This is a genomic window from Pseudomonas sp. LTJR-52 (assembly GCF_003691465.1).
In the GTDB taxonomy this organism is placed as follows: domain Bacteria; phylum Pseudomonadota; class Gammaproteobacteria; order Pseudomonadales; family Pseudomonadaceae; genus Chryseomonas; species Chryseomonas luteola.
In genome coordinates, this window is sequence record NZ_CP033105.1 from 2,664,854 (window position 1) to 2,684,169 (window position 19,316).

Here is a 19,316-nt window from a genome sequence, read left to right on the forward strand (position 1 = left end):
CTCCATGCAATGATGGCGCTATGACAGTGTTCTATGCAGCAGGTTCGATGCAATTAATCATTATTTGAATGAATTAAGAAAGGCGGTACGGATCATAGCCGTAAGAACGCTGGCATCGAGCCTGGCCCTGATCCTGCCAAGCTGCCATGATGAGTCAAAACTACAAGGACGCAGCGGTTACCGTGCTACAGATACTGTCCATCACGACCCCTATCTTCATCCTGATTGGTCTTGGCTTTTTTGCTTCCAAGAGCGGCATTCTGGTGCGAGAGCAGATCCGTGGTTTGGGTAGCTTCGTCATCACATTCGCAATGCCGGCCCTGATCATTCGGGCGTTATCCGAAAGCCCGATCGATCAGGTGTTCAATAAATCCTATCTCATCGCCTACGCGGTAGGATCGCTTCTAGTATTCACCGGCGGCTTCTGTTTTACCCGCTACAAGCTCAAACAGACCCTGGATGTCAGCGCCATTACAGGCATGGGCATGTCGGTGTCTAACAGTGGCTTCATTGGCTATCCAATTGCCGTATTGGTGCTGGGACAACCGGCTGCGGTAGCGTTGGCCCTCAACATGCTGGTGGAAAACATGCTGATGATTCCATTAGCGCTGGCGCTGGCTGAAGCCAGTCGCTCCAGCGAAGGCGGTGTGTTGAAAGTGCTCTTGGACATCGTCAAGCGACTGGGCAAGAACCCGATGATCATTGCGATTCTTGTCGGGCTCCTGCTGTCGGCGCTACAAATCAAACTGCCTATCGCGATCTATACGGTGATCGACATGCTGGCCCACGCCTCGGCGCCCACTGCGCTCTTTGTAATTGGCGCCACGCTGTATGGCCTGAAGGCAAAAGGCATGCTGGTCGACGTCGGCCGGATTGCGGGCAGCAAACTCATTCTGCATCCACTGGCCGTTTTTCTGATGACCCTGATGCTGCCCTCCATTGATCCAACGCTCAAGCTCGCAGCCGTTTTGTTCGCCAGCGCGCCGATGATGAGTATCTACCCAATCCTGGGGCAACGTTACGGGCTGGAAGGCCGTTGTGCCGCGGCGCTTATGGTTGCCACTACCGCTTCATTCTTCACGATCAGCGCCCTGCTTATGTTTATCAGCCCTGCACCGTGACGCGGGGCCGCAGCGGAAAATAAAACGCCTTGGGGATATCCAGGAGCCAATGCAGGTCTCATGTGTAGACTCGATCATTGGAGGACGAGATGAATATCAAAGCACTATCGGCCGTTGTCGCCATCAGCGCATCCCTTGCAAGCGGTGCCCTCTTCGCCCAGCAAGCCGCTGGCGATCACCAGCCTTCCAACAGCAAGTACCAGTCCGAAGTAATGAAAAAGGCACCTAATCAGTCAGAAGATGCCACCGTCAAGGACCCGAACAGCAACAACGAATATAAGGTAGGCAGCGAAGCGCCTGATAAATATCAGCGTGATACCTACCGAATCAAGGATTGGAAAGCCCACGGCCTGAGCGCTCCCGAAGAGAACCAGCATTGGGTCAAGATCGGTAACGATTATGTGCTCCTGAAAGACACCGAAGGCGCGATCATCAAGATCGTCAAAGGGCAGGACTCGAAGAAGTAACAGCGGGCTGATCAAGCCTGTCAGTACTACACATAAGGGCCGGAACAGTTATCGGCCCTTATTGTTTGCACTCTTCATACGTTTGGCCTTTATTGACTTACTCCTTAGCCTGCGCCCTTGTCTATCAGCTAAATCAGGCGAGCACCTACCAGAATGTCCGCCACGGCCTGAAAGGTCGCTTCCGGCACCCCTTCTCCGGCTGTCCGCTGGGCAATGCGCTCAGCCAGTCCTCCGTTAACCGCATAAGGGAGCCGCAGCTGCTGCGCGTCCTGAATCATCTGGTGGGATTGCTCGGGTTCTGCACGGCAGACGATGACCGGCACTGGTGTCTCGCCCCTGACATATCTCAACCCTACGACCCACTGCCCAGGCGCACCAATAATGAGCGAGGCATGCTGCAGGCCACGCTTGGCTGAAAGGCTCTGCATGTCGCGGCGTAACCGCTGGCGCTCACGCTTGACCATCGGGTTGCCGTCAGTGTCCTTGAGTTCGCGCTTCTGTTCGCTCTTGGTCATGCGCATTTCCCGAGCAAAGAGCCAGCGCTGCATCAGCACATCGAAACCGCCTACGATCAAAAAAGCGATGATAGCCGTGATGACCAACGGTTTTAGAAGCCCCAGAAACGTGGCATACAGGCAGGAGGTACCGCAGTAGGCAGACTCCATTAGCCGTTGCAGCCCCAGCCGGTAGACGATGATGAACGCCACCGCCATTGCGCAGAGCTTGATAAGCGCCTTCAGAAATTCGATAACGCTGCGCATGGAAAAAATACGCTTGAAGCCAGCAACCGGATCGATCCGCTCATACGTTGGCTTCACCGGCTCGGCCGAAAAGACCATACCGCGCATGACCACAATATTCGTCAGAATTACGGTGACTACCGTGACAGCAAACAGCGGTAACGTAGCGGCCATCAGGACATCAAGCCCCAGCATTTGCAGCCTTGGCCAGACCTGGGTGAATGGCTCGACGTAGATTCGGCCTGCCTCAAGCAACAGCGCCTCCACACGCGCCTCGATATCGGGCGATATCACGACCACGCACAGGGTGCAGGCCAGGATAACCATACCGGTTACCAGATCCTGGCTTTTGGGCAGCTGCCCTTTCTTGCGCGCATCGCGCAGCTTCTTGGCTGAGGCCGGGAGGGATTTTTCCTCAGTCTGCTGACTCATGACCCCACTACCTGAAAGCGCCTGTTCATTGCCCTAGCCCTCAGAGACGGCCTGTTCCAACCAGTCGAACACCTCATACAGGCTACCCAGCTCCGATAACATGAGCGGCACAAGGAAGGATGCGTAAAGCACCATCAAGAACGAAAACAGCAGATTCTTTACCGGGAGAGACAGATCGAATACATGCAGCTGGGGCGCCATACGGGAGAGATAGGCCAGCATCATGTCAGCCACTAGCAGCGCCACGACAATGGGTGCGATCAGCAACACCCCGATCTGCATCACACGGTCCAGTATCCGCACGATTTCCAGCGCCGTGTTTTCTACCACGATCGGGCTAAAGGTCAGGGTCGGCCAGAGGCCATAGCTGCGGTAATACCCATCCACCATGAGCGTAAAACCCCCAGACATGAAAAACAGTGTGATCAGGGTAACCGTCAGAAGCGTGGAGGAAATACTCGTCTCACCGGCGCCCAGTGGATCTACCAATTGGGCCATGGTAGACCCACGCTGAAGATCGACCAGCTCACCTGCAACCTCTGCGGCCCAGAACGGGATGCCGAAGGCAAGGCCAATCACCAAGCCAATCGCCATTTCCTTGATCAGCAGCCCTGCAATGGCAAAACCAGTCGGTGCGTCTGCCAGCGAAAGCCCGGCATAGATGACTGGCGCCACCGGAATGGCCAGCACGACGGCTACCGCCGAACGGATCATGCCGGTCAGTCCCAGGCGATTGAATGCCGGACTGATGATGACCATGCCCAACGCCCGCGCCACTGCCAGGCCAAAGGCCGCGAGGAAGGGGTAGACATAGTCCAGAAGCGCCTGGGCAACGGCAAAATTCACGTCAGTGCCTTACCGTGTCCAGGCTGCGAAATTATCGAGCATCCGTTCGGCCAACTGCCCCACTTGCCCGGCCAGAAGCGGGCCGACCAGGATCAGCACAAGCAGCACAGCCACCAGCTTGACGGCCTGCGGCAGCGTTTGATCCTGAATCTGTGTAAGAGCCTGCATGAGCCCTACCCCAAAGCCGATCACGATGGCGACGATCAGAGCCGGCGCCGACAGGAGCAACACGGTAAGCAGTGACTCCTTCATCAAGGAAAGAAACAGATCCTGTCCCACCTCAGCCTCCGTAACTCATGATCAATCCGTGCATCAGGCGTGACCATCCTTCAACCGCCACGAACAGGAAAATTTTCAGGGGAATGGAAATCAACGTAGGCGACACCATCATCATGCCCATGGCCATGAGGGCATTGGAGACGATCAGGTCAATCACCAGAAACGGGATATATAAAAGAAAGCCGATCTCAAATGCGCGGGTCAGCTCCGAACTGACAAAGGCGGGAATGAGTACAACCAGATCATCGTCCCGTAAGTCTGCCCGCGCCTCCTCCGACCAGATGCTCTCTGTCGCCTGCATGAAGAATGCGCGCTCATTATCATTGGCGAACCTCGAAAGATGGTTCTGCAATGGCTGGCGAAGCGCTCCAGCGGCTGCTTTGACACCGTCCACGCTCTCCAAACTGATCGGTTGATGCTCCAGCTGCCGGTACATCTCACCTACCAGCGGAGTGGTCACATACACGGTCAGAATCAAAGCAATACCGTACAAGACGAGGTTCGGCGGCGTTTGCTGAATGCCCAAGGCGTTGCGGATCAGAAACAAGACGACAGAGATCTTGAGAAATCCCGTCATCGTGACGACTGCAAGCGGAACCAGCCCGATCGTCGCAACAACAATGATGATCTCAATCAGGTTGGGCTGAAATTCATCCATGCGTTGATAGGCTCGTGATCCGTACGCCTAGCCCTTCGCCAATCCTGACCAGGGTACCGCGGCCGAGTCGGCGGCCGTTCACAGTGATTTCAACGGCCTCATCAGTCGAGTCCGGAAACGCAAGGATGCTTCCTTCCGACAGCGCCTTGACCTCACCTAGCGGCAACTCCAGCCGCCCCGCCTCACATACCAATGTAACAGGCACCTCCCCTAATGGATCATCCTCGGCGGTTGTTTTATGCATGGACGTATCACTCATGTCCCATTCCTTACTGACAGACGTTAAAACTAATCCGGTTTGCAGCTGGTATCCCGAGGCCACTACTGCCAGAGGCGCCCTGAGCCGGTTTTCAACCGATATCCAGGCGCCCTGGTTCGAGCGCAGCATCACTACATCACCAGGCTGCAAACCTTGCAGTTCACTCAGGCGCACCTGCTGGCTGCCGATGCAGAGCGTTACGGGGAGCCGCAGCTGAGAAAGAGGCAAATCACTGGCAGGAAATGTTTGATCGAGGCATGGCAAGAGCGGACCAAGGGTTATGGCTGAAAGATCCAGCATCACGGGATAGGTCTTGTCCCGCAGCGTTACCTGAAACAGGAGCCGTATGGGATGAGGAATGTCCACGGGACCGGCTGCGAACCGAATGGAGAATCCGGCGGATTGCTCAATGGGCTGAATAGAGGTCAGGAGCGCCTGCTCGATCAGCAAGGCCCGGAAGCGCGCCGGAGCGCCGATGCCCTCCAGTAGCGCTCCGCCAAGTGCCTGAGCCAGCGATGATGGCAGCTGCAGACAGGCTGGCTGCTCATCGAACATGAGCGGAAACGATAAGGCGGACTGGATGGGCTGGGAGTTCCATGCAAGCCGAACGCTGACGGGATGACCTGTAATCTTTCCCTGCCAGTCTTCACGCGAGCGATACACACGATTGGCAAGCCTGACGTCTTCGAGTGTGACAAGGGGAAACACCAGAGGGGCAACCTCTTCACTCGTGCAAAACTCATCACCAGCTGATGTATCGGTCATCCACATCACGGGGCCTTCCTGGCTTGCGGGCGATCTTCCGTCTCGATATCAGCCTGCATCTCTTCTGCAAGACGCACGTTTTTATGCTCATTGGCCAGTAAAAGGCTGACGGCCTGCCTCGCTTTCCAGCACTGGTTACGCGTCTGCAGGGCTTCGCTACGCCTGAGCAGCGCCATGGCATGCTGCTCGTCCAGTCGGCGGAGTTCGTCCTCCAGATCCATCCGACGTCCGGTCAATGCCTTGAGCGCCTCGTCCACCTGCTGTACTTCACGATGCCCAAAGGCTCCATGAGCCAGAGTGGCCATCAGCTGCGCCTCCTGCTGATGCTGGTCGACGCAATGGGCGTGATGCTGTTTCCGGACATTTGCAGCAGCCTCCTGCGCCTCGCTGGAGCGCTGTGTAGCAGCTGCCAGTGCTGCCATGGCACGTTCTTCACGCCGTGTGCGCAACGCAATCAACACATTCAGACGGCTTCTGGAATGGGTCATGATGCAAGGCTCGCCAAGCGCCGCACGGTTTCGGCGAACGCCGCGCGTTCCTCGGTAGGCTGCCGTAAAAAGGCTTCGATCGCGCCCTGTTGCGCAATGGCCTGATCTGTCATGGCGTCGCTGCCAGTCGTGTATTCACCCACCTTGAGCAGCAACTCGATGTCGACATAGCGCGCCATCAGTTCACGTACCTGGCCCGCCCATCGGCGGTGCGCCTCGGACGCAACCGTGTCCATCAAACGGCTACGACTACGCAACACATTGATGGCTGGAAAATGATTGCGTTGAGCCAACTCTGCACTCAGCACGATGTGTCCATCCAGAATGGACTTGGTTTCTTCGGCGACGGGATCAAGGGTGCCGTCCCCTTCAGTCAGGACGGTATACAACGCGGTGATCGTTCCGTGCTGCCCGGGGCCGGCCCGTTCGAGCAGCCGTGGCAATGCGGCAAAGAAGGATGGCGGGTAGCCTCGTCGAGTAGGCGGCTCCCCTGCCGCCAGGCCGATCTCCCGCTGCGCACGGGCATACCGGGTAATGCTGTCCATGAGCAGCAATACATTCTTGCCCTGGTCACGGTAATACTCGGCAACGCTGGTCGCCACGTAGGCGGCCTTGACGCGCTCAATGGCAGGCCGATCCGAGGTAGCCACCACCGCTACGGTACGTGCCCGTGCCCGCCTGCCCAATTGAACATCCAGCAGTTCGCGTACTTCGCGGCCACGCTCGCCAATCAATCCCAGAACAATGATGTCCGCCTCGGTGCCTTTGACAATACTGGCCAACAGAGAAGACTTGCCGATACCGGGTTCACCAAAAATCCCGACGCGCTGACCCCGGGCAACCGTCATGAGTCCATCAATGGCGCGAATACCTAATTGCAAGGGCTCCTTGATCAGGCTTCGCTCGAACGGCGCTGGCGGCTCGGCCTGAAGCGGATAGCGGCGCGTATCATGCCCATCAACTGTTCCTTCGACACGATCCAGCCGCTCGCCGGTCGGACTGATAACCGCGCCGAGTAAATGATCACCTACGGTGATTGTCATCGCCTGACCGGTGGAGATGACTTCTGTCCGGGTCGACATACCCTCCAACTCACCCACCGGTGTCAGCAGCGCCTCGTCATGCTCGAAGCCGATGACTTCAGCGGGAATCGTGCGTCCCGTGAGCGGGTCGCGTAGGTAGCAGAGTTCGCCAACCCGCGCCTGGGTCAACATGGCATGCACCATGATCCCGCGAATACACTTCACACGTCCGCGTACCGGACGCGCCTCTGCCCGATCCAGGCGCGCTTTCAAGCTGGGAATGATCGTCTGGAGATCTAACGTTTCCAACACCGACTCCTGCATTACACCGCCTCAGACTCGTCAGGGCTGACCAAGGCGGTACGAAGCGCCTCCAGTTGCATGTCCAGGCTGGCATCCACCACAGCGACAGGACTGGCGATAACGCATTGAGTCGCTGTGAGCTGGGCATCGGGCTCGACGCGAAACGAGGCTGATGGTCCAGCCCTCTCCAGCAGCATTGCTTCCACGTGGGCCACATGCTCTGGCGCTACCCTCACGGTTATTGTGTGCTGACCGCGAAAGGTCGTCAGGGCTTCGCGAGCGAGACGGGCCACCAGCTCGCCGGGCTCAAACTGGCCCAGAACGCGGCGGACCACATCCAGAGCGAGGCCGGTCAAAGCCTCCGGCAGACTGGCCAGATACTGGTCCATCTGGCGGGTAGTATTCACCAGGATCTTGTTTGCCGCCTCGATGCCGGCGCGCTGGCCTTCAGCGTAGCCTTGAGTGCGGGCGGCATCGACTTGCGCCTGTGTACTGGCCAGCAGGGCATCCGCTTCCTGTCGGGCCTGCTCGAGAAACGTGTAGCCATCCATCCATTGGGCGGCCTCAGCTTGCCGAAGAATGGTTTGGGTAGGTTGACGGGGCAGTTCGCTCAAGAAGCCTTCCTCACTGTTGCATAGGCTTGAACGTGCGGCGCTATACGCCTGACGATGGCGGGCCCGCGTTGCAGCAGGTCCGTCGAAAGTGCGCGGCTGTAGACAGGCTCATCCGTCGCCTTCAGTCGCAGCCAGGCGGCGAGCGAGGTAGGTTGAGCAGCCAGCCAGGCGGCGATACAGGCCTCTCCATCCAACTGAACGGCCCGCTCCAGTTCATCGAGATCGGTCAGAACGGTGGAGGTGCTGGCCAGATCGGCATTGGTTACGGCCAAGGCAAATAAGTTCTCACCAAAGCGCGCTTTCAGCGTACGCAAGGCCGACGCTCTGATCTCCTGGGTGAAGGAGCGTCCATGAAGGACCACACCACACGGCACCACCAGTGCAGCAAAGTGTTCCGGGGCCAGTAACGCAATGGCCAAGTCCTCTTCAACGGGCGGCTCTACCTCATTTAATGGCGGCAGCGCGAAGTGATCCTGGAACAAACGCTCAAGTCGAGACTGAAACCGCTGTTCGGCCTGGATAGCAGCCACGATGGAATACTCGCCCCACTCACTGAAGCACTCAGCAACGTGCTTGCCGTGTACGAAGCGCAAAGGGTTGGTCTTGAAGAGGTTCCACCCGTTTTCACCACGAAACAACGGCAGTTCTGCAGACTGTGTCAGGCTCATTTCAATGGCACCAATTCGTAGGGTTGAGCACGCCGGGACTGCCACACCACGTAAACCAGTGAAGTGGCCAGCGCCAGCACGAGGAAAAGCAGCCCGCCCATAATCCAGGCGGCCTTGCCGACGTTCGATTGAAGCATCCAGACCCCCATGAACGAAGCCAGGGGTTCGCCCTCTTGGGAGCCTTCGACCCGCTTGACCGCCTCGACCGGTACGACTGAAACGTTCTGATAAGTCAGGCCCGAAATGCCATTAGCGACCAGAGTCTTGATCTGTGGAATCAGCGGATTGATATCGAGCCCCGGTTCATACCGGATAAAAACCGATGCGGAAGATGGCGTGACATTGCGTTTAAGCAGGTCATTATCGGGCAATACCACATGCACCCGGGCCGACAGCACTCCATCGACCTGCGATACGGTATGAGAGAGTTCTTCGCTCAGGGCATAGAGCATCTGAGCACGTTCCTGAACAGGCGAAGACACCAGCCCATTGCTCTTGAATACATCGCCCAGGTTGGCAAAGGATTGCCCTGGCAAGCCAGCTTCGTCGAGGATATGCATGGCCTCGGCAAAGCGTGCCTCGTCTACCTTGACGGTAAGACGGCCGTCCTTCTGAACGACGCGTTCAGCAGAAATGCCGCGCCGCAACAACTCCGCCACCATGCTGTTCGCATCGCGTTCTGAGAGGTTGGTATACAGGTCCGTTTTACATCCCTGCAGCAACGCCACCAGCGTGAGCAGTACTACCGCTTTTGCAAACCATCCGTTCCAACCGGTCATCTTATTGACCACGCAGCAGGGTGTTGGCCGCCCCGGAAACCTGGGTCGCGCCTCGGACAACCATCTGGGTTTCGATCGAATGATCGAACATGCGGCTCAGTGCGGTGACAACCTTGTCCATCTGGCTGTCCGGAAGCGCCGTGCCTTCGGCCTGGGGGCTATGGAGCACCGGACTGAAGGTCTGCGTCTGATCGACACCGCCGTTGGCCCGTTCAGCGAAGCGATGGGAACGATCCAGAAAGCCATCCAGCCGCTCCATCAATCCCTGGCTCAGTTGAGCCGGGCTTGCTCCCTGAGGAAGGCCCTGGGCATGCATCGCCATGTGCTCGAAGAGATTCTGGGCAGCCTGCGCGGCAGGTTCCGGCATGGGCTGCGGGGCTACAGGAGGAATACTGACAGTCATGAATATCTCCAGACACACGTCGATAATGCACAGGGCCGCCAGACTTACTCGTCCGACATCGCCTCGTTCAGGATTTCGTTCGCACGGGGCATGATGATCATCTGCCCGGCGACGGTCACCGCACCGTCCACCAACTGCTGGGTGAACTCTTCATCGGTCATGCCGGTATCGGACGACTCGAGCGCAGCGTCGAATGTCTGCTCGCTGTTAGTGACGTTGCCGGTACTGCTGTTATCTATGGGTACTGTTGCCATGTCCTTCTCCTTGTCTGTGAGGGCCAAAAGGCCAGATGTTCAACCCTGTCCGCTAAAGACTTCGGTTTCCGCGCCGCCCCGAAAGATACGAATGCCCTGGCTTTTTTCCCTCGAAATAACGGGCCTTTCCAGGCCTTCGAGACTGCGCTGCACATAGCCAATATAGGCAGGCGGCCCGGATACGCTCAGAACCGAGCGGCCGGGGTTGAGCTGTATCGATACGTTCTCGCCTACCAGGCCCAGCTGGTCGAGCACGTCTCTCAAAGCCTTCTGATCGAACCGGCGGGTATCGATGATCTGACTGATCAGCTCGCGGTTGGCGTTCACATGCAGGGCGCTGCCGTCGTAGTACCAGACCAGCCCTTGGGTGGCGCTGATACGCGAGAGAAACTCACCCGCGTGCTCCGCCCGCACATGACCCTGTACCCGGCCCTTGACCTGATCGGACAAGACCACGGGCAATGACAGATTGCGGCCGAACTCCATCAGTACGCCGCGTACATCCTGATCAATCACAACGTAGTGATAGGGCTGGTCCAGCCAGGCAGGTTTCGCTGTCTGTGCCCAGCCATCAAGCGCAACCCCTGCAAGCGCAAGCAGGCAACACAGTGAACGTAAACAGCGAGCGGTAAAAACAGGCAACGGCATGGCTTGCTCGTTCTTCTTCATCTCTTCCATACCCGGCTCGATGCCACATACGACTCGAACCGATGGCAGACAGTGATCCATCCCTGTACGAAGCAAACCAAACGACGACTCCGGCTTATCCTTTATCCGGAACGTTCGGACACTTTCTCGATTCCCCGAGTATGGTGAGGCTTTGTGACAAGCCCGTTGCAAGGCACCCAATGAGTGTTGTCTGTATCACAGAACCAGGGCGGTACAGGACAAGCCTCAAACACAGCCGGGCGCTGTCATCGCGCTGTCATGTTTGTCCGGCCAAATGCGCAGGATGTGGCTCTTTGCAGTCAAAAACATGGAGTGTGATTTTGCCTACCTCCCGCCCTACCCGGCTCGCCCTGGCTGTTTTGTGCTCCTGGCTGGCCGGTTGCAGCTCTGCACCTTCCAATCCCCACTCTGATCTTCAGTTGGACAAACTGGCATCCGACATCGAACGCCGGGGCGACCCTGCCACCGCGTCGGCCCTGTATGCACGCGCGGCTCAACAGCAGCAGGACGCTCCCGCGTTCATTCGTCTGGGTAATGCCCGGCTTGGCAGCGGAGATGCCAACGGTGCCGACCAGGCCTTTCGCGAGGCTTTGATAAAGGAACCCCATAATCCCGACGCGCTGTTGGGATTTGGTAGTGCCCAGCTACGGCTCGGCAATGCCAGCAGTGCGGCAAATGCGCTGAAGGAAGTTGCCCCGCTCAAGAAAACGGCCAGTACCTATAGCAAGCTGGGCACGGCCTACAGTCTGTTGGGCCAGTCAGCCGCAGCGGAAACAGCCTTTTCCAAGGCGCTTGAATTGGCGCCCGGCAATCTGGACATCCAAAGCAATCAGGCCGTCGCCATGGCATTGGGAGGCTCACCGGATCGTGCCGTCACACGGCTGCGTGAAGTCACCCGCTCCCCTCTGGCCATGCCAGGCCATTACCGCAACCTGCTTCTGGCACTGGTACTGGCCGGTCACGAGCAGGAGGCTACGGGCCTGGTCATTCCCCAAACGACACCGGCTCAAAAAGCCCGGCTGCTCGAAGAGGCCCGGCAAATCAAGTCCCTGCGCGACCCGATGCAACGCGCCCAGGCGGTAGGGCTTATCGCCACTCATCCCAATTAAAAATGTTCGCCAGACCTGATCTGACGAACATCATCACATTCCGGCAGCGTTACGGTTTGCCGCTTCCTGCTCGAGCCGTTGCCGCCTGATGTCATCGGCGGTGTGGCCGGTGATATAAGCTTCTGCCGCACGTGCTACCGGAGCGGCCATGGCGGGTCCCATCGGACGACCACGCTGTAGGTCAGTAGGTCGCTCGATCATTCTGGCCAGATTAAGCGCATTGGCGCAGCCCATGGGTAAACGATCGGGCGCTGCCGCCGTTTCGGGACTCAAGCACACACGGGGCACCCATACCGCCTGACCGTTGCGATCAGCCAGACGGACATAATCCGATGCATAGGACACCGGCTCCAGTGAGCACCCCGCCAGCAGCATGACAGCCGCGCCGAGCACAGCAAGGGAGCGTCTCGAATCAATCCACATAAAACCCAAACTCCGAGTAAGGCTTGGTGGGCACGGTAGACGTTCGCGCCAAGTGCTGTGCAGGATTGGACGCGCTCGGATCAAGTGGCGTAGCCAGCGTGTGGTCTGACTCAGGCTCGACAAGGTACGGCGTGATCAGAATGACCAGTTCGGTTTCGTTGCGCTGAAAGCGTTTGGATTGGAACAATGCGCCCAGGATCGGAACGTCACCCAGCATGGGAAGCTTGTCCATGTCCTGCGCGCTGTTGCGCTGGAAAAGACCGGCAATGGCAAATGTCTGACCACTGCCTACCTCAACACGCGTATCAGCCCGCCGGACCTGGAACGTTGGCACACTGGTACCCGCTATCTGCACAGCACTGGTCGTTGAAAGACTGCTGACCTCGGGGCGAACCTGCATAGCAATACGCCCACTGGGAAGCAGCGTAGGCGTAAAGAGCAGCGATACACCAAATGGCTTGTATTCAATACCTACCAAGTCACGACTTACAGGAACCGGTACCGGCACTTCGCCCCCTGCCAGGAAACTGGCCGTTTGCCCCGTTACCGCCGTGATGTTTGGCTCTGCCAGAATTTCGAGAATGCCGTTACTTTGCAGCGCATCGAGTAGCACATCGATATTGGCGCTGCCGGAGCTGTAACCTGCCGAGATCAGATTCGTGGCCCCGGCTACTGCCGACTGTGCCAGCGGACCGCCTGTCACCAGCCCGAACGAAAACGAACCACGGGTAATGAGCGCATTCCAGTTCACCCCATACCGCAGCAACTGCTCGCGTGACACCTCGGCGAAACGTACCCGGATATTGACCTGGGGCGACTCAGGATACGTCGTGGTGTTCAGGGGTGGCGGGCCACCGGCTGGTGTCTGGCTATCGAGTAATGCATTTACATCCAGCGCCGACGCAACGTCCTGGGTGGCTCCCTTGGCTATCAGCCGCTTGCCGGATTGCGCCACCGAAACGCTGCTGCCTGGCTGCAATGCCTGTACGGCCTCCTTGATCGGCCCGACATTGGGCTGGACCTTGAGTTGCCAGGTGCCTTGAATGTCCTCGCTTGCACTCAGGGCAATCAAATTCGTCTCACCACTGGTCTTGCCATAGACATACACCACTCCCGGCGAGACAACGCGTAGATCGGCAATGGCAGGATCAGCGACAAATACCGACTCTACCGGCGCCTTGAATTTCACAATCTGGCCCTCTCCCGTGGCGAGGTAAAGCACACGCCCCTCAGGACTCGCCCCCTCAACAGGTTGCGCAACGGCCCACCCGGGAGCCAGCCAGCCGCCGGACAGTAAAAGACAACCGAAACCGATAATCAGCCATTGTCTTAACGTCGGTCTCGGCACACACCCTGCCTGCCGGTAATCCTCAAACACCCTCACCATCCTTTCTGTTCCCTTACAACGGTTGTGGAACCGTCAACGATTCCGTTACGGTGTGTGGCAAGGCCGCATTGGCCTCCGGTAGCGTGAGCGTCGTCAGCGACTGCACGGTGAATTCACGGGTCAGGTCCTGGTAGCACAGCACGGGAACATCCAGATCATGCCGGGTCAGCAACTGCCGGAGCGGGCGACGGATGTCCGCCGTCACCATGACCACCGGATTCAGATCATGACTGGCAGCGTCATACGCGTGCTGAAGCTGGATCGTAATGGTGCGGGTCAAGTCGGGCGGCAGCACCGTAGGGCGGCCTTTATCACTACGGCGCAGTGGCGCCCGTAATGCCTCCTCCAGGTCCCGGGAAAAGACATAGGCCGAAATGACGCGATGACTGTCGGCGTACGCATAGCAAATCTGCCGGGCTAGCGCAGCACGGACGTGCTCGGTCAGAATGGGCGTATCCAGATTACGCGGTGCCCACTCCACAATCGCCTCAAGAATAGCGCGGCGGTTGCGGATGGAAATATGCTCACTGACCAGCCGCCTCAGCACATCCGCGATTCGCTGCAAGGGCAGCACACGGAGGGCCTCCTTAACGAGCTCGGGATACTGCTCTTCCATCTCGGTCAGGATCTGACGGGCCTCCTGGATACCCAGGAATTCAGCCGCATAACGGCGTAAGGTCTGATCCATGCAGGCATCAAACGTCTGCGCCAGATCCAGATGCCCTACCCCAGCCTCTACCAGCGTGGCGGCCTGTTGTGCATCCACCCACAGGGCAGGCTTACGGCGTAACAACGGAGCCGAGGCTGTATGCTTGATCGCCAGCAGTTCGAGATGAACTTCATCGTCCTGCAGCAGCACCGCATCAGGGCGGATAGCTCCCTCCATGACGGGCACGCCCTCCAGATCAATCCTGAACCGCTCCGCCACGGCGTTGCGGTCAATGCGCAAGCCGATACGGGGAAGCTCGACGCCCAAGTCCTCACTGATCTCGTAACGAGTACTGTCCAATCGCTGCCTGAGCGTATTGAGCGAAACCTGTGCCACATGGGCTTCACTGATCCATAGCGTAATGCGGAAATGACCCGTGTCCTCCACGTCTTGTACTGGCTCAGCTGTAACCTCACGTGGTTCCGGCTCTTCCTGAGCAGCCGGAACTTGTTCCGCGATCTGTTTACGCCGATGCATGTAGAAGGCCGTTCCGCCCAGGACCAGCGAAATGGCGATGAATACAGGCGCCGGGAATCCCGGAATAAACGCAACGCCCAGCAGAATGGCAGACGTCAGTGCCAGAGCCCGCTGGTTGGCGCCTAGTTGACTAATAATTTCCGTGCCGAGATCCGTCTCTGCATCGGTTGTGACGCGCGTGACTACCGTGCCTGCGGCAACCGCAATCAACAGGGCAGGAATCTGGGCGATCAACCCATCGCCTACGGTTAATAGCGAATAGGTATGCACCGCCTCGCCAAAGGGCATGCCCCGCTTGATCATACCGATCAGCAAGCCACCCAGCAGGTTCACGCATAGAATGACTAATCCGGCAATCGCATCTCCTTTCACAAATTTCATGGCACCGTCCATGGCGCCATAGAGCTGGCTTTCCCGCTCCAGGCGTGAGCGACGCCGACGGGCTTCGGCCTGATCGATATCACCATTACGCAGATCATTGTCGATGCTCATCTGCTTGCCTGGCATCGCATCAAGAGTAAAGCGAGCCGCCACCTCGGCCACTCGCTCGGCGCCCTTGGTGATAACGATGAACTGCGCCACGGTAATGATCAGAAAAACCACCAAGCCAATGACCACCTCACCGGCAATCACGAAATTGCCAAATGCCTCGACAATATCCCCCGCCTCTCCGTTGAGCAGGATCAACCGGGTAGTGGTAATGGAAAGCGACAGGCGAAACAGCGTACTGAGCAGAATCACCGGCGGGAGTGCAGAGAAATCCACTGAATGCGACACGTAGAACGCAACGACCAGAACCAGCAGACTGAACGCGATATTGGTGCCGATAAGCACATCGACCATTACTGTGGGTAGCGGGATGATCATCATCACGATGGCCAGCATCATGAACAGTGCAATGACGATATCGGTACGCTGTGAAGCCATTACAGCCAGGCGGTTCAATCTGGCGAGCACGTTACGGCCCTCCGACTATCCAGATATTCACGAAAACAGCGTCGTGCCTCGTCTTTGGCACCCAACGCCCATAATGCGCGGCTACGCAGAAACTTGAGCGGCATGCTTGGCCCTTCAAGCTGCTCCAGCCTTCCGATAGCAGCCAGTGCCCGCTCCCCATCACCAGTGGCAATAAAGCCATTGGTGAGCGTACGCAGCAAAGCGGTATCTGCCGGGTCGATCTGAATAGCCAGAAGCAGATAGATCAGCGCTCGTCGCTGTTGTCCGCTGCGTAGATACAGAGCACCAAGCGAGTGAAGCAGCTGTACTGCCTCGCGATCCTGTACGTTCATAGATCGTCGATCTCGCTCAACCGCATCCCAAGCTCCCGACGTTGCTGGATTTCCTGCTCAAGCAGGCTGGCAGCAAGTGCTTTGATCTCCGGCTCGGCGTCCAGCCGAGGCAACACCGTATCAATGATGTGCTCCAGCACCTGAAGCGAATGGCCAGGGCTGAAGATGCCAGGGTCGTTAACGGGAGGGCCGATCAGCTCCGCCAGCTCGTTACGCAGGGATTTGAACGGAGTCCGGCTGCGCAGCCGCAGCAGCGACTCGAACACCTCACTCTGCCTGGCCCTGGCAACCGAGCCGGTCCGACGCAGGGATTCGCTGGACGCCTCTTCAGGCCGCTGCAGGTCCAGCGGTCGGCTGGTATCGATTCTCATCGAAAAGGCCTCCCACCCAGGGGTTGTGTAAGCAATGGCAGCGTCATAGGGTCAGGGCAAACTCGTGGCCGTTGCGACTCAGGACAATCCGCTGCGGCTCTATCCCCTTGAGCACCCAGCCGTCGTCCAGCGATGCGCCGGGGTAAAGACGTGTACCGGACTCACTAACCACATAAGGATCCTGTCCCAGCCATACCGCCTGGAACCTGACACGGGGAGAAACCGGCGCCTTGCGTAGCGTGACCGAGCTGACCAGTACATGGCTGCTGCCATACTCACCGTCGAACCACCTCTGGATATCGACCCAGGCTGGCTGCTGAGCAGCATCGATTTCACCGAAGAGCATCAGATGACGGCCTTGCGATTCGACATGCACCGAAGAAAGTCCAGCGGATTCAAGTCGGGACAGCAATTGTCGGGTAACCTGATCGTCCCGCACTACGGGCTCCTGATCAGCGCCGCTGTCGAGTGCCGGGCTAGTCGGCGCGTCCGCAACAGGCAATACGCGATCTTCGGCTTCGCTGGTGCCGATCAGCGTATACAGGCCTAGCAATACCGCCGCGCCAAAAAGTGCCATCATACCGGCGTGGGTAATAGGCCATCGCCTGGGAGGCGCAACCAACTTTGTCAGCGGAGCAGATAAGCGGATTCGAGCCTCTCCAACGGATAACTCGACCGGTAATGGCAGGCGCAGCCCCTTGCCCAAAGGAATTCGTTTTTCAGCCGTGAATACATCGCTTCCAATTGCCTCAACGGCGACTGTATTTTTCTCCAGACGCAACACGGCATGGCGAGGCGCAACGCCTGCATCCCTGAGCGCCAGATCCACCTCGTCGGAGGCACCCAGGCAATAGGCAGGTTCATCCAGCGATACCGATACGCCGGTATGCAGTCCCGCAATGACCTCAAGAGTAGGCACTGCAGGTTTTGAGCCGGGAAGAGAAGACATTGCGGACATAATTGTTTTGCCTGACCCGGCACGCATGGCAAGGCCAGCCTGCATGCAGGTCCAATCTGGAAAGCTGTCTGAACAAACAGACGGCGCCATAAGGCGCCGCCCGTCCACACCTTAGTTCTGAGGACGCTGTTTGGTCGCGTCAAGCTCAGTTTTCTTCTCGGTGGTGATCTCAGTGATCTTCGCGGATTTTTCGATGGCGGCATCGAAAGCGGCAGTCATTTTGTCGATAGCAGCGTCGGAAGAACTGGTGCTGGTCGGAGTAACATTACTCATATCAATATCTCCTTATTGAAAGAAATTAGACATGCGCCAACTGCTACTACACGGCTGCAGAGAAGAGCATATTTCCAGCAACGTCCTGATTCTTTCGAACCCCAATCGCTGCCAGACGAGTGAATGTTGCCCCGCAAGGCATGAACATTTAATTACACGAATATTAAGAGTTATAAACAGCTGCAAACCGACCCTTCATATAATGAGCTTTAATGTCTTAACGCCATGATTTCCAAGCAATTAAGAATTCTTTGTCACTTTATCGGCCAAGATTGCAACGCACTAACTATGCGAACAGATTCACCAAACAGCATATTCAAACAGTTAATTGAGTAAATATTTGTAAATAAACGCTAACTAGCAGATGCTTATATATGAACTGAGCGAGTATTGCTTTGTATAAAGCATTACTCGCTTAGCAAACAGCATATGAATAAGATTTGGCAATGCCCCGCATATGAATTGAAAATAGAGCCTTTCAGTCATCGAAACGGAACATATTCCATTCAACCAATGCGTTAGTCTGTTAACCCTTATTTAATCCACCGTATGCGTACATATTGGGAGTGACCGTTTACCACTCAACGCTTTTGATAAGTAGACGAGACTAACGCTCGCGCCACGGCGGTCGAGTCCCCACGGGCCGTCCTGGGGCTGCGCTTACGGTCGGGCGCGGTTTTAAGGTACAGCCCCAGGCGCGGAATGATTTCCTGGCGGGGTACCTTGTCCGAGCGCTCAGCCTGAGCGTTTTCTGCATCAAACTCTTCGAGCGCATCGACCCGCGGCCACGGCTGCTTCTCATCCAGTGAAACAAAAATCGGCAGATTGGCGTGAGGCATGGCGTCATAACGAGGGCTTTTGGAGAAATACAGCATCACGCGCGGATGGGGCGCAATAGGACGGTAGCGATGCAGTTCGGCCTTCGCATCCAGAAACCCCAACGCCTTGAGCTCAAGCCTCAGATTGCGTTCCTTGTCCATATCAGCCTTGGCCACGGCATCAGCCAGCTGCGTTTCGATCTTTTCGATCACATCCTTGACAGGGATGCTTTCCGGGGCCGCCGTTTTACCCGCCCAGGTGAACAGGATACGCCGTGGCACCCCTTCAAACACCTGGATATGGCGCTCGATCTGCTTGATGACGATCGGCAGCTTAAGAATGCTTCGAAGATGCTTTCCCTTGGATAGAGATTTCAGGTTCATGGAGGCCGTTTCCTGAGCCAGAACCTCAAGAAAACGATCACGTGCGGCATTGGCCTCGCGGGCGTACTCCAGCACTGACTGCGAAACGCCGATCCACCCTGGAAGCCGCATAACGGTACTAGGGTGCTGCCCCTCCTCCTGCTCGAATTGCAGGATGGCCTTTTTCGCAGCCTCGATGGCAGGCTCACCCACGAGCTCCATCGGAGTGATTTTAGTCTGGCCTTTGGGCTCCTTGTTGATGGGAAGCAACCAGACTTGTGCATGAACCACCGCCGAAGGCCACGTTGCGTTGAAGGCTCGCTGAGCCTCTACCATTTCCTGCCACGCTTCGCGCACGTCAGTGATCATAAG

Annotated in this window: 24 protein-coding genes; 3 read left to right on the forward strand and 21 right to left on the reverse strand. The window is 57.4% G+C overall.

The genetic code is table 11. The features are described 5' to 3' along the window. The first annotated feature begins 182 nt into the window (after positions 1 to 182). Positions 183 to 1,121, forward strand: coding sequence for an AEC family transporter (locus EAW52_RS12510; RefSeq protein WP_122044795.1), 939 nt, complete (start codon positions 183 to 185; stop codon positions 1,119 to 1,121). Between the two features lie 89 nt (positions 1,122 to 1,210). After that, entirely contained in the window at positions 1,211 to 1,588 is a 378-nt protein-coding gene (locus EAW52_RS12515; protein WP_010798182.1) for an RcnB family protein, read from the forward strand. 128 nt (positions 1,589 to 1,716) lie between these two features. Here EAW52_RS12515 and EAW52_RS12520 read toward each other — a convergent pair whose 3' ends face one another. Genes EAW52_RS12520 through EAW52_RS12580 form a run of 13 tightly spaced genes read right to left on the reverse strand, consistent with a single transcriptional unit; the run spans position 1,717 to position 10,842 of the window. Next, positions 1,717 to 2,760: an EscU/YscU/HrcU family type III secretion system export apparatus switch protein gene (locus tag EAW52_RS12520; protein WP_122042646.1), complete on the reverse strand. Its 1,044-nt coding sequence runs from the start codon at positions 2,758 to 2,760 to the stop codon at positions 1,717 to 1,719. A gap of 33 nt (positions 2,761 to 2,793) precedes the next feature. Beyond that, a complete protein-coding gene (gene sctT / locus EAW52_RS12525) occupies positions 2,794 to 3,606 on the reverse strand; it encodes a type III secretion system export apparatus subunit SctT (RefSeq protein WP_122042647.1) in 813 nt (270 codons plus the stop codon). A 9-nt stretch (positions 3,607 to 3,615) separates the two neighbouring features. Beyond that, positions 3,616 to 3,885: an EscS/YscS/HrcS family type III secretion system export apparatus protein gene (locus EAW52_RS12530; RefSeq protein ID WP_010798179.1), complete on the reverse strand. Its 270-nt coding sequence runs from the start codon at positions 3,883 to 3,885 to the stop codon at positions 3,616 to 3,618. A gap of 1 nt (position 3,886) precedes the next feature. Continuing rightward, positions 3,887 to 4,543: a type III secretion system export apparatus subunit SctR gene (gene sctR / locus EAW52_RS12535; RefSeq protein ID WP_010798178.1), complete on the reverse strand. Its 657-nt coding sequence runs from the start codon at positions 4,541 to 4,543 to the stop codon at positions 3,887 to 3,889. Then, the gene (gene sctQ / locus EAW52_RS12540; protein WP_122042648.1) at positions 4,536 to 5,573 is read right to left on the reverse strand and encodes a type III secretion system cytoplasmic ring protein SctQ; all 1,038 of its coding nucleotides are present in this window, start codon (positions 5,571 to 5,573) and stop codon (positions 4,536 to 4,538) included. The genes sctR and sctQ overlap by 8 nt, the downstream gene beginning before the upstream one ends. Beyond that, positions 5,573 to 6,055 carry a hypothetical protein gene (locus tag EAW52_RS12545; protein WP_122042649.1) on the reverse strand — a complete coding sequence of 161 codons (483 nt, stop codon included), beginning with the start codon at positions 6,053 to 6,055 and terminating at the stop codon, positions 5,573 to 5,575. Before EAW52_RS12545 ends, sctQ begins: the two co-directional genes overlap by 1 nt. Next, positions 6,052 to 7,386 carry a FliI/YscN family ATPase gene (locus tag EAW52_RS12550; RefSeq protein ID WP_372238893.1) on the reverse strand — a complete coding sequence of 445 codons (1,335 nt, stop codon included), beginning with the start codon at positions 7,384 to 7,386 and terminating at the stop codon, positions 6,052 to 6,054. The genes EAW52_RS12545 and EAW52_RS12550 overlap by 4 nt, the downstream gene beginning before the upstream one ends. A 14-nt stretch (positions 7,387 to 7,400) precedes the next feature. Further along, positions 7,401 to 7,994, reverse strand: coding sequence for a type III secretion system stator protein SctL (gene sctL, locus EAW52_RS12555; protein ID WP_122042651.1), 594 nt, complete (start codon positions 7,992 to 7,994; stop codon positions 7,401 to 7,403). Then, positions 7,991 to 8,662 (reverse strand): hypothetical protein, encoded by a 672-nt coding sequence (locus EAW52_RS12560; RefSeq protein ID WP_122042652.1) that lies wholly within the window; start codon positions 8,660 to 8,662, stop codon positions 7,991 to 7,993. The genes sctL and EAW52_RS12560 overlap by 4 nt, the downstream gene beginning before the upstream one ends. Next, positions 8,659 to 9,441, reverse strand: coding sequence for a type III secretion system inner membrane ring lipoprotein SctJ (gene sctJ / locus EAW52_RS12565; protein ID WP_122042653.1), 783 nt, complete (start codon positions 9,439 to 9,441; stop codon positions 8,659 to 8,661). The genes EAW52_RS12560 and sctJ overlap by 4 nt, the downstream gene beginning before the upstream one ends. Before the next feature lies 1 nt (position 9,442). Then, positions 9,443 to 9,844, reverse strand: coding sequence for a hypothetical protein (locus EAW52_RS12570; RefSeq protein WP_162997631.1), 402 nt, complete (start codon positions 9,842 to 9,844; stop codon positions 9,443 to 9,445). A 44-nt stretch (positions 9,845 to 9,888) separates the two neighbouring features. Beyond that, a complete protein-coding gene (locus EAW52_RS12575) occupies positions 9,889 to 10,098 on the reverse strand; it encodes a hypothetical protein (RefSeq protein ID WP_122042654.1) in 210 nt (69 codons plus the stop codon). Positions 10,099 to 10,137: 39 nt separating this feature from the next. Then, entirely contained in the window at positions 10,138 to 10,842 is a 705-nt protein-coding gene (locus tag EAW52_RS12580) for a type III secretion protein (protein ID WP_162997632.1), read from the reverse strand. Between the two features lie 245 nt (positions 10,843 to 11,087). Between EAW52_RS12580 and EAW52_RS12585 the strand changes: the two genes are divergently transcribed. Next, a complete protein-coding gene (locus EAW52_RS12585; protein ID WP_162997633.1) occupies positions 11,088 to 11,876 on the forward strand; it encodes a tetratricopeptide repeat protein in 789 nt (262 codons plus the stop codon). A 33-nt stretch (positions 11,877 to 11,909) separates the two neighbouring features. On the opposite strand, the gene EAW52_RS12590 is transcribed toward EAW52_RS12585, so the two are convergent. The 8 genes from EAW52_RS12590 to EAW52_RS12620 form a co-directional block, all read right to left on the reverse strand. Next, complete coding sequence (locus EAW52_RS12590) at positions 11,910 to 12,299, reverse strand: CpaD family pilus assembly lipoprotein (RefSeq protein WP_122042657.1); 390 nt, start codon at positions 12,297 to 12,299, stop codon at positions 11,910 to 11,912. Beyond that, positions 12,289 to 13,647: a type II and III secretion system protein family protein gene (locus tag EAW52_RS12595; protein WP_372238919.1), complete on the reverse strand. Its 1,359-nt coding sequence runs from the start codon at positions 13,645 to 13,647 to the stop codon at positions 12,289 to 12,291. The genes EAW52_RS12590 and EAW52_RS12595 overlap by 11 nt, the downstream gene beginning before the upstream one ends. A 52-nt stretch (positions 13,648 to 13,699) precedes the next feature. Further along, positions 13,700 to 15,799, reverse strand: a complete 2,100-nt coding sequence (gene sctV, locus EAW52_RS12600) for a type III secretion system export apparatus subunit SctV (protein ID WP_122044797.1) — start codon at positions 15,797 to 15,799, stop codon at positions 13,700 to 13,702. A gap of 14 nt (positions 15,800 to 15,813) precedes the next feature. Beyond that, positions 15,814 to 16,161 (reverse strand): lipopolysaccharide assembly protein LapB, encoded by a 348-nt coding sequence (locus EAW52_RS12605; RefSeq protein ID WP_122042659.1) that lies wholly within the window; start codon positions 16,159 to 16,161, stop codon positions 15,814 to 15,816. Continuing rightward, positions 16,158 to 16,532, reverse strand: coding sequence for a hypothetical protein (locus tag EAW52_RS12610; protein WP_010798163.1), 375 nt, complete (start codon positions 16,530 to 16,532; stop codon positions 16,158 to 16,160). The genes EAW52_RS12605 and EAW52_RS12610 overlap by 4 nt, the downstream gene beginning before the upstream one ends. 43 nt (positions 16,533 to 16,575) lie before the next feature. Further along, the gene (locus tag EAW52_RS12615) at positions 16,576 to 17,490 is read right to left on the reverse strand and encodes an FHA domain-containing protein (protein ID WP_162997634.1); all 915 of its coding nucleotides are present in this window, start codon (positions 17,488 to 17,490) and stop codon (positions 16,576 to 16,578) included. A gap of 111 nt (positions 17,491 to 17,601) precedes the next feature. Then, entirely contained in the window at positions 17,602 to 17,763 is a 162-nt protein-coding gene (locus EAW52_RS25950; RefSeq protein WP_010798161.1) for a hypothetical protein, read from the reverse strand. A 581-nt stretch (positions 17,764 to 18,344) separates the two neighbouring features. Beyond that, a complete protein-coding gene (locus EAW52_RS12620) occupies positions 18,345 to 19,313 on the reverse strand; it encodes a DNA replication terminus site-binding protein (protein WP_122042661.1) in 969 nt (322 codons plus the stop codon). Positions 19,314 to 19,316: the final 3 nt, after the last annotated feature.